Raw genomic sequence first — 15,199 nt, 5'->3', positions numbered from 1 at the left:
AGTGTTATAAAGTGGAATATTTTTCACCTTTTTGATAAAATAGAAATGTTGATAAACTTTTAAGTATTGGGAGATTAATTATGAAAAAATTTATTTTAAATTTATTACTAGTATTTTTAGTGATTTTTAATATTAATGAAAAAATTACTAACGCTAGTACGGTTCCTCCACTTGATGCTCAAGGGGTAGTATTAATGGATGGAGTTACAGGAGAGGTTGTATATTCAAAAAACTCTCATGTTAAATATGAACCAGCTTCAACAACAAAAGTAATGACAGCATTGTTAACGTTAGAAAAATGTAAGTTAGATGAAAAAGTTACTATAGGTAAAAATCCAACTTTGGTAGAGGGTACTGCTATAGGTGTAAGAGAGGGCCAAGTTTACACAGTAAAAGAATTGTTACTTGGTTTACTTTTAGAGTCTGGAAATGATTGTGCAGAAGCTTTAGCTGAACATATTTCTGGTTCAAATGCTGCATTTGGCGAACTTATGACTAAAAAGGCTCACGAGCTTGGAGCAAAAGATACAGTATTTAAAAATCCTAGTGGTTTGCATGAAGCAGGTCATGTAACTACTGCTTATGATTTATCACTAATTATGAAGGCGGCATATAATAATCCAGATTTTATTGAAATCTCAAGAACGCCATATTATATTTTTAAAACGAATCCTAATGATGACGGAACTGAAAAATGGGCTAATAATAGAAATCATTGTATAAATGAAAATACACCGTATTATTATAAATATGCTTTTTGTGGTAAAACAGGATATACTCCTGAAGCTAACCATACTTATACAGCTGTTGCTAAAAAGGATAATCAAGTTTTAGTTGCATCTTTTTTAAATGCAGTTAACAAAGATGCTCAATTTAGAAGTGTTGGAGAGTTATTCCAATATGGCTTTGATAATTTTGAAACTCTTAAAATAGTTAAAAAAGGTGATGTTTTATCTGATTATAAAATTAATGATGAAATTACACTACCTCTTATAGCTACAGAAGATGTATATTTTACAAAATGCAAATTCGATCCTGCTCCTAATATTTCAGTTGATTATGAAAATAGAGATATTACAAAAGAAGCTATAGCTAAAGGTGATTTGTTATTTAAAGGATCTATACTTGCTGATAATAAAAAGGTTTCAGAAATGGATTTAGCTAGTGGAATTGATAGAGATTATACTTTTAAAATAGTAGTTAAAGAGTCTTTTCAAAGTTTAAATAAAAATAAAATAGCTTTAATCACGTTTAGTTGTATTGCTCTATTTATTTTAATATTAATAATAACATTAATAGTTATGATAAGAAGAAAAGTAAAATATAGAAGATTTTAAATGAAAAGTGAGGATTTCTCCTCACTTTTTTATATGTATTTTATTTTAAAAGACTTTTTATATCATCTGGTAAGTCAGCTCTTAAAGATAATGGTTTCTTAGTTCTTGGTGATTTAAAATCTAAACCATATGCATGTAATGCTTGCCTTTTAATAATTTCTGTATCTTCTTCATATCCATATAAAGTATCTCCATAAATAGGATGCCCTATTGCTTTTAAATGGACTCTTATTTGATGAGTTCTTCCTGTTTCTAGTAAACATTCCACTACATCTCTATCTTCTAATCTTTGAACAACTTTATAATGGGTTACACTTCTTTGACCTCTTTCGTCTATAACTCTACCTATTATACCTTCCCCTTCTGGTCTATATATAGGTAAATCTATAGTTCCTTCCATATTTTCTAAATGTCCATGAACTACAGCTAAATATCTTTTTTCTATATTGTTTTTCATATCTTTAGATAATTCCATATGAGCATATTGATTTTTTGCTACTATAATTAATCCTGAAGTATCCATATCAAGTCTACTAACTAATCTAACTATGCATTTTTGATTTGTTTCTTTAAAGTAATATAATAATCCATTAGCAAGAGTTCCTGATTGATATCTTTTAGTAGGATGTACTACCATATTAGGTCTTTTATTAATTACTATTATATCTTCATCTTCATAAACTATATCTAAATCTATTGGTTCTGGAGTAATATTTTGGCTTTCTTCTTTGCATAAATTAATAAGTACTTCTTCATTTTCTTTTAGAACATAATTCATTTTTACCGCTTTATTGTTTACAAATATTCTTTTATCTATAGCTGCACCTTTAATTAGTCTTGATGATAATCCTAAATATTCTTTTAAGTATTCTCTTATTTTTCTTCCTTCAAAATCTTTTGTTACAACTTTTTTTATAGTGCTCATTACTTCCTCCTAATATTAAAGGTAGAAAATCATCTGATCTTCTACCCTTTTAAATTACTATTTACTCACCAAATAAAGCATAATCATTTCCAAGTACTATTACTGCATCATAGTCTTTATATTCTTCATCTGTAATTTTTGCTGTTTTACTTATATCAGTATCAGCTTTTAATAACTCTTTTATCTCTTTATCGTTAGTTTGTATTATACTCTTTTCACTTGGACTTAAAGCATTTCCTACATCTACAGAAGTATATCCTAGATGATGTAGTTCTGTTTGCATATTACTAGCTAATCCATTTACTTTAGTTCCGTTTAATACCATGATTTTAACTTCTTGTCTATTCTTAGAGCTTGATACAGAATCTTCCGTTACTTCTTTTGTTGATAAAGCGTTTATTAATTCTCTATTTTGACTCTTATCAACAACTAAATATGATTGTTTATATATTTCTTCGAAATCTCCCTTTAAACTTGTCATTATTATATCATCTGGTTTAAGTCTTAATACCTTTAAGCCTAAAGATACCATTCTGTTAGCTGTTAGATTAGTATCTACATTGTCATTAATTGCCTTAAAAATTTTAGGAATTTTAAATACTATTGAAGGAGTTAAACATTTCTCTACTAATTTTCCAATAAATTTTTGTTGGTTTTTTATTCTATCTATATCTCCGTTTATAAGACCTGTTCCATCATTATTTTTTCTCCATCTAAAGAATTCTTCCGCTTTTTGTCCATCTAAATGTGCAGTTTCTCCAGCATTGAATTTTATATGAAGATTTTGAACTGTGTCATCATAGAACATATTTTGTTCTATATACATATCTACCCCACCAACTGCATCTACTAAGTTTCTAAATGCTTGATAATCTACTTCAACCATATAGTTAACTTTAATATCTAAAAGATTTTGTACATGAGTTATTAATTCTTCTTCTCCACCTAAAGTGTAAGCAGCATTTATCTTCCAATATCTTTGATATTGTCCATCATCAATATAAGCATCTACTTCAATCATAGTATCTCTAGGTACCGATACTATATGCATTTTTTTAGTTGATGGATTATAGTTTACTACCATTATACTATCAGTTCTTCTAGCTGTTTTATTACCTAGGTTTTCAGCATCTCCAATATCCATTCCTACTACTAATATATTTATTGGTTCATTTCTCTCTGGAGTTACTGGGTTAGAAAGCTTTGTATCATTATTTAGTTTTGCTAAAAACGAGTAAGTATATAAGCCTCCCCCTATAAATAGTACTAATATTAAAATTATAAAAGACATTATTGCTCTTTTAATTTTTCTTTTTCTCATCTGTATTTTCATTTTTTTTCTTCTTAATTGCTCATTCTTTAAGCTTTTCTTAGGACTTGAATGTTGCATCGCATCTCTCTTATTGCTCATATTTAATATTACCTCTACATTTTATTTATTTAAAATCAAATAATTTCTAGCTTTAATACTATTAATATCTATAGTAAAACCTTTGTCTAATAAATATCTTGTAGTATGTGTTAAAGCCATTAAAACTGCTTCTTCTAAATCTCTAAAAGCAACGTCTCTTAGCCTTTCTACACCTTGAAATCTTCTGTTTGGTTCTATCATATCTGCTAAATAAATTATTTTATCTAACTGTGACATATTTTCTTTTCCCGTAGTATGCCATCTTACAGCACTTAATATTTCATCTTCTTCTATATTAAAAACTTCTCTTGCGATAATTGGAGCTACTATACTATGCCATAACTCTGGCGTTTTCTCCTCATCATAAGATAATTCTATTTTATTCTCTTTTATTATATTTTTCATTTCTTCTACTGTTGAATTTTTAGCAACATCATGAATTAAAGCTGCAACTTCAGCTTTCTTCAAATCAACATTATTTATTTCTGCTAACTTTATAGCAGTTTCTACTACTCCCAAAGTATGAATAAATCTACTTTCTCTTAAATTTTTTTTAAGATATTCTTTAATCTTATCTATATCATACATATTCTCACCCCTCATACAATTGATTCTTCTTAATGAAATCCAAAACCTCCTTTGGAACAAAAAAATCTACTCTTTTATTATTTTTTATTCGTTCCCTGACCATAGAGGATGATATCTCTAAATCTATTGTATCTAAAAAACTAATATTTGTTTTATATTTTTTCTCTATCTTTTCTTTTTGATTTATTAATAATTCTTTATTATATCCTGATCTATTAAAAACTACAAAATTACAAGTGGATAATATTTTTTCTGGTTCTCTCCATTTTTCTATATCCATTAAACAATCTGCACCTGTTATAAAGAATATTTTATTATCTGGAGAACTTAAATAGTTTAATGTTTCAAATGTATAACTATATCCTTGTTTCTTTATCTCATAATCACTTATTTCAAAATCTTTATAAGAAGCTATAGCCATTTTAACCATATCATACCTTAAGGAAGCCTTAAGGATACCTTTGGTATCCTTATGTGGTGGGCTTCCTGCTGGCATAAAAATTACCTTATCTAAATTTAGTTGGTGTTTTGCCTCATATGCTATGTATAAATGAGCCAAATGAATAGGGTTAAAGGTTCCTCCTATTATACCAATTCTTTTCATCTATCTGTTTTTAGCTACCGGTAATTCAATTTTAGGCTTCTTTGATGACTTCTTATATAAAACCATTTTGCTTCCTATAGCTTGAATTCCTTCACATCCTATTTTTTCACAAATATAGTTTGAAGCTTCTCTTGTTTCTAATCCACTATTTTCCAAAACTTTTATCTTTATTAACTCTCTAGCTTCTAAAGCTTCTGCTATTTGCTTTAGGAAAGTTTCTTCTATTCCGTTTTTTCCTAATTGGAATATAGGATCCATACTGTTAGCTAAGCCTCTTAAGTAAGCTCTTTGTTTTCCTGTTAACATTCTTTATCCTCCTATAATATGTATTCAAACTCAAAATCGTTAAGTCTAACCATATCTCCGTCTTTTATTCCCATTTCTCTTATTTCATCTAAGACACCTTTGTTTCTTAAAACTTTATGGAAGTATCTTAATGAATCTGCATCATGGATATTTACTGAATTTAATAATCTATCAACGAATGTACCTGTGATAACATATACTTTATTATCATCTTCTCCATCTTCGATAGATACTTCGTAAGTAAATCTCTTTTCTTCTGGTATAAATCTTTCTTCTTCTGGTATTTCTAAATCTACTATTGGAATTTCTGAAAGCATTCTACCTGCTTCTTTAATTACTTCTTCAACACCAGCTTTTGTTGCTGCTGACATTTTAAATACCTTATCAAAGCCTAATTCATTTACTTTCTTTTTGAAGTTTTCAAATATTTCATCATCATAAAGCATATCGGCTTTATTAGCTACAACGATTTGTGGTCTATCCCATAATTTTACTGAATACTTCTTAAGTTCTTCATTTATTTTTTCAAAATCTTCAAAAGCATCTCTACCTTCAATTCCTGAAATATCAACAACATGTATTAATAATCTTGTTCTTTCAATATGTCTTAAGAATTCTAATCCTAATCCTACACCTTCTGCTGCCCCTTCAATAATACCTGGAATATCTGCCATAACAAAAGCGTTTATTCCTTCAACCTTAACTACCCCTAGATTTGGTTTTAAAGTTGTAAAGTGATAGTTAGCTATCTTTGGTTTAGCTGCCGTTACTGTTGATAATAATGTTGATTTACCAACGTTAGGGAATCCAACTAATCCTACATCAGCTAATAATTTTAATTCTAAAGTTATCCATCTTTCTTCTCCTGGCATTCCTGGTTCTGCAAAGTGTGGTGCCTGTCTTGTTGGTGTACAGAATTTACAGTTACCTTTTCCGCCTTTTCCACCTTTTGCAAGAACAAATATGTCATCTTTATGTGAAAGGTCAGCTATTACTTTGTTTGTTTCAAAATCTCTTATTATAGTTCCCATAGGAACATTTATGTAAAGGTCTTCTCCATCTTTACCATAGCACTTAGAACCTTCACCTTTTCCACCTTCTTGAGCTACGAATTTCTTTTTATATTTGAAGTCTAAAAGTGTAGTTAATCCTGTATCAACTTTGAATACAACACTTCCACCTTTTCCTCCATCTCCTCCATCTGGTCCACCTAATGGTACGTATTTTTCTCTTCTAAAAGAAACACATCCATTACCACCATCTCCAGATTTAATAAATACTTTGGCCTTATCTATAAACATATACTCACCTATCTTTCTGAAATAATTTTTTATTTCACGTAATAATATAAATTCTCATCTTTATATTATCCCATTATTTTATAATGTTTATTATACCATAAAGAAATAAAGTGATATAATCACTTTATTAATAATTAATAATGAATGATAAATACTTTTAAAACTTATTCATTACTAATTATTCATTATTCATTATTAACCCTCTATAGCAAATTAACAAAAGAAAGCACCCTAAGTTTAGGGTGCTTTATGAAAAAATAATATTATTCTGCTATTTCTTCAACATTTACTGGGTAAATGCTAACCTTTTTCTTGTCTCTACCCATTCTTTCGAATCTTACGATTCCGTCTTCTTTAGCAAATAGAGTATCATCTCCACCCTTACCTACGTTAGTTCCTGGGTGAATCTTTGTTCCTCTTTGTCTAACTAGAATGTTTCCAGCTAAAACGAACTCTCCGTCAGCAGCTTTAACTCCTAATCTCTTTGATTCTGAATCTCTACCGTTCTTTGAGCTACCTACCCCTTTTTTGTGAGCAAATAATTGAAGGTTCATCATTAACATATCTCTTGCACCTCCTCTTTCAATAATTTTATATATTCACTATCTTTGTTTTTTCCAAAACTTGCTTCAAGAGTCATAATCAAACTTTCTAAACTTTTTTCAAAGGTTAAAAGAATGACTTGTGCACTCTTAATTTGTTCTAAGTTAAGATTTGATAAATTTACATTTAAAAATCCATCATTAATTTCATACTTAACTGGAAGTTTTAAAACTTCCTCCATGCCTATTACAGCACTTTGAGATAATACAGAAACTGAATTGCAAACTAAATCAAAAACATCTCCAGTTGCTTTTTTCATTTCTTCTCTAGATAAAGCATGACCTTTAATCTTAAAGCCTAGAGTTAAGTTACTTTTCTTAAATATCGTTACCTTAATCATAATATTAAGCTTCGATCTTTTCGATTACTAACTTAGTGTATGGTTGTCTGTGTCCAGTTTTCTTTCTGTAGTCCTTCTTTGGTTTGTACTTGAAAACTGTTACTTTCTTAGCTTTGCCTTGAGCAACAACCTTAGCTACAACCTTAGCTCCTTCTACAACTGGTGCACCAACTTTTAAAGTTTCTCCGTTTGAAACAGCTAAAACTTCTGTTAATTCAACTGTTGAGTCAACTTCAGCGTTAAGTTTTTCAACGTATATTACGTCTCCTTCTTGAACTCTGTATTGTTTTCCTCCTGTAGTTAATACTGCGTACATTAAAAACACCTCCTCTTATTACGGTCTCGCCAACTAAGGTACAAAGATTTAACTTTGTTTTTTAAAACCTCTTATGTGCGGTTTAACATCTGATATTTTATCACATTATTATGTTACTTGTAAAGAAGTTTATTCACATTTTTCGTAAGCTTTAACTTTAAAATTCTTAACATTTTCTTTTTGACTGTTAAAAATTAATGGTTCTATTTTATATCCTTCAATTCCATCAACGAAATTTAAGTAAATTTCTTTGTCTAATCCTTGAATATTTTTTAAGAAACTAAACATATTTCCTTCTACTTCTTCTTGATAATTTTTATCAAGTTCTATATAAAAATCTGTAATTGAATTTTCTTCATTGCATTTAATAATTTCATTTTCTAGTAAATTTTCTATATATGCTATTTTTAAAACCTCACCTTGACCTTTACATCTCTTACATGGCTCGTCTAAATAGTTATAAATTGATTTTCCTATTCTTTTTCTAGCAATTTGAACTAAGTCAAGTTCTGTAAATGGGAACACTTTAACATTTCCTTTGTCTGGTGCTAAAGCTTCTCTTAATGTATTCATTATTATAGACTTATGAGATTTATTTCTAACATCTATAAAATCTATCACTATGATTCCACTTAAGTTTCTAAGACGTATTTGACGGCCTATTTCTTTAGCTGCCTCTACATTTGTTTCTAGGATAGTTTTATCAAAGGATCTTCCTTTAATATTTTTACCTGTATTTACGTCTATTACATACATTGCTTCTGTTTTTTCAATTACTATGTTACCACCACATGGTAGGTTTACTTTATTATGTCTAAGCTTTAAAATCTCCTTTTCTATTCCATAATAATGTAAAAGTCCTCTTTCTTCATTAAATAAAGAGACCTTGTCTTTCTTTTCATCATTTAAAAATTCTTTTATTTGATTATAATCTTCTTCATTATTAACTAATATGCTTGTTTCATCGTCTATCTTATCTCTTAAAACCTTATTTAAAATTATGTTTTCTCCATAAACTTTTCCAAGATTTAAGCTATAATGTAACTTTCTTTTAAGCACATCCATTTTTGAAAGTAAATTATTTTGTTCTTCTAATAATTCATCATTAGTTGCATTTATAGAATCTGTTCTTAATATTATTTCATATCCATCTATTGGATTAATAACTTCTGATAGTCTTTCTTTTTCATTACTATTTGTAATTCTTTTTGAAAAACTAACTCCATATCCACCTAGAGTTAAAACCATAAATTCTCCTGAAATACTAACATTTTTAGTTAATTTAGCTCCCTTATTATTTAATGGTTCTTTAAGAACTTCAACTAAAATATCATCACCTTTTTTAATACCTTCACTTTTAAGTTCATTGCTTAAATACATATAACCCTCTTTTTGTAACCCTATATCTACAAAAACTGAGTTAATTGCAGGAATAATATTCTTAACTCGCCCTTTATATATCTCTCCCACTTGAGGCTCTAAGGAGCGCTCCTCTACGAAGCACTCTGATAATATCCCCTTTTCTTTTATAGCTATCCTTAAAAGGTCTCTTTTCCTTTCAATGAATATCTTCTTCATAAATCACACTTCCTAAATACTTTTATATATTGGCACGTAATTTTTTCCCTTTAATATATACATTTCTTCTCTTTTTATATCTACAAAGGCATCTTCTATTATATTGTCTATTTTACTTTTTATATATGATGCAACTAAATCTGGAGATAAATGTTCTCTACTTCCTGAAGAAATTAAAATATTAAGTATAAGTTCATCATCTTTTACCCAGTATTTCATTTCTTTAATCATAGTTTTTAAATCTACTTCTTTTTCACCTTTTTTACTCTTTTTAATAGTAGTCCATGTAGCTTCTTTTATTAATGAATCCATTTTTGAAGCTACTTCTTCTGAATTTTCACAAAGCATTTTTACTGTAAATCTTGCTGCATCTACTAATGCCATAGTTTGTGGAAGCTTCTTTTCTCCCTCAACATTTATAACTTTATGTGCACTTATAAATTTTATACCTTGAGCTGTTCTTTTATTTAATCTATCTATTATTTCATCTTCATCTAACTCTTCTACTAAAACTATATCCATATATTCAGAATCTGAATATACTCCTACAGATAGAGGTTGTGCTATTGATAATGCCATATGTGGATTAAATCCCTTTGAATATTGCATAGGAAGATCTGCTCTTCTAATTACCTTTTGTATAGTTCTCATTAAATCTAAATGAGATATAAACTTTACACTTGATTCTTTAGTAAACTTAATTATGTAACGCACCTTCAAAACACTTCCCTTCTTTAAAGTTTACATTTACCCCACATCCTGTACATCCTTTTCTACAGTTTTGAGTAAGTTCTGCTCTCTTAGCCTTTTCATTTTCAATTTCAAGATATTTTCTATTTACTCCTATATCAATGAAATCCCATGGAAGTACTTCATCGTAGTTTCTTTCTCTATATACATAGAATTCTGGATCTATTCCACACTCTTTCATGGCTTCAACCCATAAATCATAATCAAAGTATTCTGACCATCCATCAAATTTAGCACCTTTTTCAAAAGCATTAATTAATAAATCACAAGTCTTTCTATCTCCTCTTGCAAATATTGCTTCCATAAGTGAAGTTTTTTGCTCATGATAATTGTAATTTATAGCTCTTGATTTTATTGCACCTTTTACTGCATCAATCTTTTGCCATATTTCTTCTGGCTTAGCCATCTTAGCCCATTGGAATGGAGTAAATGGCTTTGGTACTAATATTGATGTACTTACTGTTATCTTTAATCCCTTTTGTCTATTTTCCTTTGGAATTCCATAATATACATCCGCCATCTTTTGAGCTAATTCACCTATTCCTGCTGCATCTTCTATTTCTTCATATGGTAATCCTAATATAAAGTATAGTTTTATTGTACTCCAACCTGATTCAAAAGCACTTTTTGCAGCTTCTAGTATTCTCTCTTCTGTTAACCCTTTATTTATTATATCTCTCATTCTTTGAGATCCTGCTTCTGGAGCAAAAGTTAAACCTGTTTTTCTAACCTTTTGAATCTCTTTTATTAAATCAACTGAAAAAGCATCAACTCTTATTGAAGGTAAAGCAACCCCAACATTTTTTGAAGCATGCTCAAGAATTAAACTACTTACAAGGTTTTGTATATCTGAATAATCACAAATACTTAAAGAAGCTAATGAAATTTCTTGATATCCAGTTGCATCTATCATCTTTCTAGCTTGTTCTAATAAAGTTTGAGTACTCTTTTCTCTAACTGGTCTATAAATCATACCTGCTTGACAGAATCTACATCCATTAGTACATCCTCTTGTTGTTTCTAAAACTATTCTATCATGTACTATTTCTGAATAAGGAACTATCATATCTATAGGGAAATCTACCTTATCGAAATTGTTTATTATTCTCTTTTTAACTCTAGGCTTTACATCTTCAAACTTAGGTTTAAATTCCTTTATTGTTCCATCTTCATTATAAGTAACATCATATAATGAAGGAACATATACACCTTCTATTTTTGATATTTCTCTTAAGAATTCCTTTTTCTTTCCCTTACCCTTATACTTCTTATAAACATCAAGAACATCATTCATAATTTCTTCACCTTCACCTATTTCGAAGAAATCAACAATGTCACATAATGGCTCTGGATTATATGCACATGGTCCACCAGCCATAATTATAGGCTCCTCTTCTCTTCTTTCTGATGCTCTTAAAGTTATTCCTGACATATCTAACATATTTAATATATTTGTATAGCTCATTTCATATTGAAGAGTAAATCCTAATATATCAAAGGCTGTTAGTGGATCTTTAGTTTCTAAAGTCATTAAAGGAATATTATTTTTTCTAAGTTCTGCTTCCATATCTGGCCATGGTGCAAATACTCTTTCACAATATGTATCTTTTCTTTCGTTTATTGTATGATATAGTATTCTTGTTCCTAAGTGAGACATACCTACTTCATATACATCTGGAAAACAAAATGCAAATCTTATATCAATTTCATCTAGATTCTTAATTACTTGATTTAATTCACCACCAACATATCTTGATGGTTTTTCAACCCTATGTAAAATATGATCTGTAATTTTATTCATTACTTTTCCTCCTATAAGTTAGAGTTAGACTCTTATATCTTTTAACTTCATTAAACTTAATCTATTATTTATGCTTTTTAATTCTGTGCAATTAAAAAAAGAAGTATATCACTATACTTCTTTATATCTTACTATTCTAGCATACATACTAATAAAAAGTAAATGTATTACTTGTCCTGTTCTCTTATCTCCCTATACTCTTCTAAAGTTATATTACCATAGAATTTTAATGCACTTATAAGTTCATTCTCTTGTAATATATATAATAATTCCATATCATCATCTAAAACATAAAAAGTGTTAAATTTATTCCTATCTACTAAACCTAGTACATTAACAAGATAACTCTTATAATAAACAGATAGACTTTTATTTTCAATATAATTATTCTTAATAAGCTTCTTTCTTTTTTTAACCATATTCCCCATAGTTATATACATAGTACTTTTTTGCTCTGCTCTAGTAACATATATAATTATAAAAGCTGCAATAACCATACTTATATTTAGTTTATGTATTAATATAAAAAGTAATAATGATATACAAATAAAACTCATAGCTATACAGTAACTACTTAATCTTATTATCTTTTGAGATTTTTTATATAAAATTTTTTTTGAAATCAATATTTCATATATTCTAGCTCCATCTAATGGATAGGCTGGTAACAAATTAAAAATAGCTAACCCTAAATTTAAATTTAGACTAGTTGTTATCCATTTAGAGTCATATCTAAAGCTAATTATAAAAAATATTATAAATACTATAAAATTAAATAGTGGTCCTGCTAAATATATAAATATTCTTTTTACATCCGTTAGTATCTCTAAGTCTCCTAATTCAGCTTTTGCACCAAAAACATGTAATTCTATATTATAAAATTTGCATCCTAACATACATGCTAATACTATATGTGAAACTTCATGTAAAATTACCCATAAAAAAGCCGATAAAATTACTTCACTGCTAGAACATATCAATATAATTAGTACTATCTCTGCTAAAAATATTCTTGCTTCTTTCTTCATTTATATCTCCCTAAAAATTGCTATAAACTTTCTATAATCACCTTCTATCTAATGTTTCTTAATAAAATATATCAATTTCTTAATTTTTATTATTTATATTATCAACATTTTCTTTTTGCCCCTCTTCTTTAAATCCTTGAACGTCATCTTCATCCTTAGAAACGTCAAACATATTTCCTTTTTGTAATTCATCTATTTTTCCTTGAACTTCTTTTGCTGTTTCGCCACCAAACTTTTTTATAGTCTCCATAAACCCTAAATAATTAAAATTTTCACTTACAACTGCTTTGCATTTTCCATAAAATCCTCTTGCTTGTTCATAGGGCATTACCTTTAAAGCCAAAACTGAAATAAATAACAATGCTGTCCCAGTTAATCTAATAATCACTCCTCTTACATATCTATTAACTTTAGGGATTTCTTGATTCCTATTATTATATCCCATACCTGTTCCTCTGTAATTCCCTCTATAATTGCCTTGATAGTTTCCAGGATAACTCTTAATATAAGTTCCTCTATATGAAGAGCTTGTATTTGGATAAACATCATATTTTTGATTTAATATAATAGGTTCTTCTTTAGGACTTTCTTCATAACCTTTTTCTTTTATATTTGCTTTACTCTTTAACTCTTGATAATACTTTCTATACTCTTCACTATAGTCCCCCATCCTGTTTCCTCCTAACACCTTAATATTTAAATTATATTTAGAAAAAACTTCTTTTATGATTAATTAACATTTCATTACAAAAAAAAGATTTACTCCTAAAAGTAAATCTTCTTTCTTCTCATACCTATATTTATAACTAATCCTATTGATAAAACAGTTGTTAAAAGTGAACTACCACCATAACTTATTAATGGAAGAGTTATTCCTGTAATAGGCATAAGCCCTATTGTCATTCCTATATTTTGAAGTATAGCAAATAAAAAATATGCTACCAATCCAACACAAATAATTGAACCAAATTTATCTTTAGCAGTTCTGCCTATTGCAATCATTTTAGAAATCAATATTCCATATAATAACAATAAGAAGGATGATCCTAATAGTCCCCACTGTTCTCCTATACTAGCAAATATAAAATCTGTTTGTACTTCTGGAACATATTGTGCTGCATATCCATTGCTTGATTCTTTAAGTTTTGCATTCTGTGAACCTGCAATTCCTCCAGAGCCTATACTTATTAATGATTGTCTAAGTTGATATCCTGATGCTGAACTATCTGCTTCAGGGTTTAAAAAAGATGTAACTCTCTTTTTTTGATAATCCTGTATTAGACCTGAATTCCATACAAGTATTACAACTAAACATAAGGATAATAAGCCTCCACCAATTATTCTAATATCTAATCCACCTATAAAGAATATCCCAACTACTATAAAGAATAAAACCATGGTCATTCCCATATCAGGTTGTATTACAATAAATACAGCTGGTACTATTGCATAAAAAGCCATTACCATGAAATTCTTTAGCTCATTCATTGTTCCATCCATATCATCTAGTTGCCTTCCTAGCATCATAATTGTAGCTATTTTAGCAAGTTCTGCTGGCTGGAATGATAATGGCCCTAATCTAATCCATCCTCTAGCTCCATTTATATCTGTTCCTATAAACATAGTTATAATCAATAATATAATTGAGCCCCAATAAAATATAGGTGTATATCCCTTTAAAACAGTATAATCTATTGCTATTATAAAATATAATGCAATCATACATACAACAAACCATACTGACTGTCTAACTAAAAATAGTGTTCCGTGTTCTGCTCTACTGGCTAGATAAATGTTTAATATTCCAAATAACATCAATGATATCATAGAAAATAAAATAGCTTTATCTATTTCTTTTAACTGCTTTAAATTTATCTTAAATTTAGAAAACATATTTCACCTCCTATTTAATAGTTCTAACCTATATTATAACCTTTTTAATAACTTTTTCTATATTTTTTCTGTTTATATTACATAATCTTAATTAATAATTAATTTTTTATAGTTAAATAAAAAAAGTGCCACTAGGCACTTTTCCACTATCTTCCCTTTATGTTTTTTATAGGAATATTAGCAATTAACGCTGGGTTATTTCCTTCTATCGTCTCAGGCTTACTTACTGCAATTTCAACATCTTCAGCCTCTATTTCTATATATTTAGATAGTACTCCCAATATTTCCGTTCTTATCTTTTCTAATGTTTCTTGTGATAAATCTCCTCTATCATGTATTAGTATTAATTTTAATCTATCTTTGGCAACTTCTTTTGGAGTTGGTTTATTAGAAAATTTCTTGAAAAAATCCACCTCTC

The 15,199-nt window shown here is 28.6% G+C and carries 17 protein-coding genes; 1 reads left to right on the top strand and 16 read right to left on the bottom strand.

Annotated elements, in window-relative coordinates:
• Positions 1-80 precede the first annotated feature (80 nt).
• Positions 81-1,337, top strand: a complete 1,257-nt coding sequence (locus tag BTM21_RS01380) for a D-alanyl-D-alanine carboxypeptidase family protein (RefSeq protein WP_079481610.1) — start codon at positions 81-83, stop codon at positions 1,335-1,337.
• Between the two features lie 40 nt (positions 1,338-1,377).
• On the opposite strand, the gene BTM21_RS01375 is transcribed toward BTM21_RS01380, so the two are convergent.
• The 16 genes from BTM21_RS01375 to minE all read right to left on the bottom strand — a co-directional run bounded on the left by BTM21_RS01375 (position 1,378) and on the right by minE (position 15,194).
• On the bottom strand, positions 1,378-2,262 hold the full coding sequence (locus BTM21_RS01375) for an RluA family pseudouridine synthase (RefSeq protein WP_021876516.1): 885 nt from the start codon (positions 2,260-2,262) through the stop codon (positions 1,378-1,380).
• A 61-nt stretch (positions 2,263-2,323) separates the two neighbouring features.
• Positions 2,324-3,673: an LCP family protein gene (locus BTM21_RS01370; protein WP_021876517.1), complete on the bottom strand. Its 1,350-nt coding sequence runs from the start codon at positions 3,671-3,673 to the stop codon at positions 2,324-2,326.
• 21 nt (positions 3,674-3,694) lie between these two features.
• The gene (gene yqeK, locus BTM21_RS01365; protein ID WP_021876518.1) at positions 3,695-4,261 is read right to left on the bottom strand and encodes a bis(5'-nucleosyl)-tetraphosphatase (symmetrical) YqeK; all 567 of its coding nucleotides are present in this window, start codon (positions 4,259-4,261) and stop codon (positions 3,695-3,697) included.
• A 4-nt stretch (positions 4,262-4,265) separates the two neighbouring features.
• The gene (nadD, locus tag BTM21_RS01360) at positions 4,266-4,865 is read right to left on the bottom strand and encodes a nicotinate-nucleotide adenylyltransferase (RefSeq protein WP_021876519.1); all 600 of its coding nucleotides are present in this window, start codon (positions 4,863-4,865) and stop codon (positions 4,266-4,268) included.
• Positions 4,866-5,171, bottom strand: coding sequence for a ribosome assembly RNA-binding protein YhbY (yhbY, locus tag BTM21_RS01355; protein WP_021876520.1), 306 nt, complete (start codon positions 5,169-5,171; stop codon positions 4,866-4,868).
• Positions 5,172-5,182: 11 nt separating this feature from the next.
• Complete coding sequence (obgE, locus tag BTM21_RS01350; protein WP_021876521.1) at positions 5,183-6,472, bottom strand: GTPase ObgE; 1,290 nt, start codon at positions 6,470-6,472, stop codon at positions 5,183-5,185.
• 263 nt (positions 6,473-6,735) lie between these two features.
• The gene (gene rpmA, locus BTM21_RS01345) at positions 6,736-7,035 is read right to left on the bottom strand and encodes a 50S ribosomal protein L27 (protein ID WP_066674147.1); all 300 of its coding nucleotides are present in this window, start codon (positions 7,033-7,035) and stop codon (positions 6,736-6,738) included.
• Positions 7,029-7,415: a ribosomal-processing cysteine protease Prp gene (locus BTM21_RS01340; RefSeq protein WP_021876523.1), complete on the bottom strand. Its 387-nt coding sequence runs from the start codon at positions 7,413-7,415 to the stop codon at positions 7,029-7,031. The genes rpmA and BTM21_RS01340 overlap by 7 nt, the downstream gene beginning before the upstream one ends.
• Positions 7,416-7,419: 4 nt before the next feature.
• Entirely contained in the window at positions 7,420-7,731 is a 312-nt protein-coding gene (gene rplU / locus BTM21_RS01335; protein ID WP_021876524.1) for a 50S ribosomal protein L21, read from the bottom strand.
• Positions 7,732-7,860: 129 nt separating this feature from the next.
• Complete coding sequence (locus BTM21_RS01330; protein ID WP_021876525.1) at positions 7,861-9,309, bottom strand: Rne/Rng family ribonuclease; 1,449 nt, start codon at positions 9,307-9,309, stop codon at positions 7,861-7,863.
• Between the two features lie 12 nt (positions 9,310-9,321).
• The gene (locus tag BTM21_RS01325; RefSeq protein WP_079481871.1) at positions 9,322-10,023 is read right to left on the bottom strand and encodes a TIGR03936 family radical SAM-associated protein; all 702 of its coding nucleotides are present in this window, start codon (positions 10,021-10,023) and stop codon (positions 9,322-9,324) included.
• Complete coding sequence (locus tag BTM21_RS01320) at positions 10,007-11,860, bottom strand: TIGR03960 family B12-binding radical SAM protein (RefSeq protein ID WP_021876527.1); 1,854 nt, start codon at positions 11,858-11,860, stop codon at positions 10,007-10,009. The genes BTM21_RS01325 and BTM21_RS01320 overlap by 17 nt, the downstream gene beginning before the upstream one ends.
• 167 nt (positions 11,861-12,027) lie before the next feature.
• The gene (locus BTM21_RS01315) at positions 12,028-12,888 is read right to left on the bottom strand and encodes a M50 family metallopeptidase (protein WP_079481611.1); all 861 of its coding nucleotides are present in this window, start codon (positions 12,886-12,888) and stop codon (positions 12,028-12,030) included.
• 79 nt (positions 12,889-12,967) lie between these two features.
• On the bottom strand, positions 12,968-13,558 hold the full coding sequence (locus tag BTM21_RS01310; RefSeq protein ID WP_021876529.1) for a hypothetical protein: 591 nt from the start codon (positions 13,556-13,558) through the stop codon (positions 12,968-12,970).
• Positions 13,559-13,653: 95 nt separating this feature from the next.
• Positions 13,654-14,781 carry a rod shape-determining protein RodA gene (rodA, locus tag BTM21_RS01305; protein WP_021876530.1) on the bottom strand — a complete coding sequence of 376 codons (1,128 nt, stop codon included), beginning with the start codon at positions 14,779-14,781 and terminating at the stop codon, positions 13,654-13,656.
• 146 nt (positions 14,782-14,927) lie between these two features.
• Positions 14,928-15,194 carry a cell division topological specificity factor MinE gene (minE, locus tag BTM21_RS01300; RefSeq protein WP_021876531.1) on the bottom strand — a complete coding sequence of 89 codons (267 nt, stop codon included), beginning with the start codon at positions 15,192-15,194 and terminating at the stop codon, positions 14,928-14,930.
• Positions 15,195-15,199: the final 5 nt, after the last annotated feature.

Origin of the sequence: Clostridium chauvoei (genome assembly GCF_002327185.1) — a bacterium.
Taxonomy (GTDB): Bacteria; Bacillota; Clostridia; order Clostridiales; family Clostridiaceae; genus Clostridium; species Clostridium chauvoei.
Note: the sequence above shows the minus strand (reverse complement) of the source record. Positions and strands in the feature narration are given on the sequence as shown.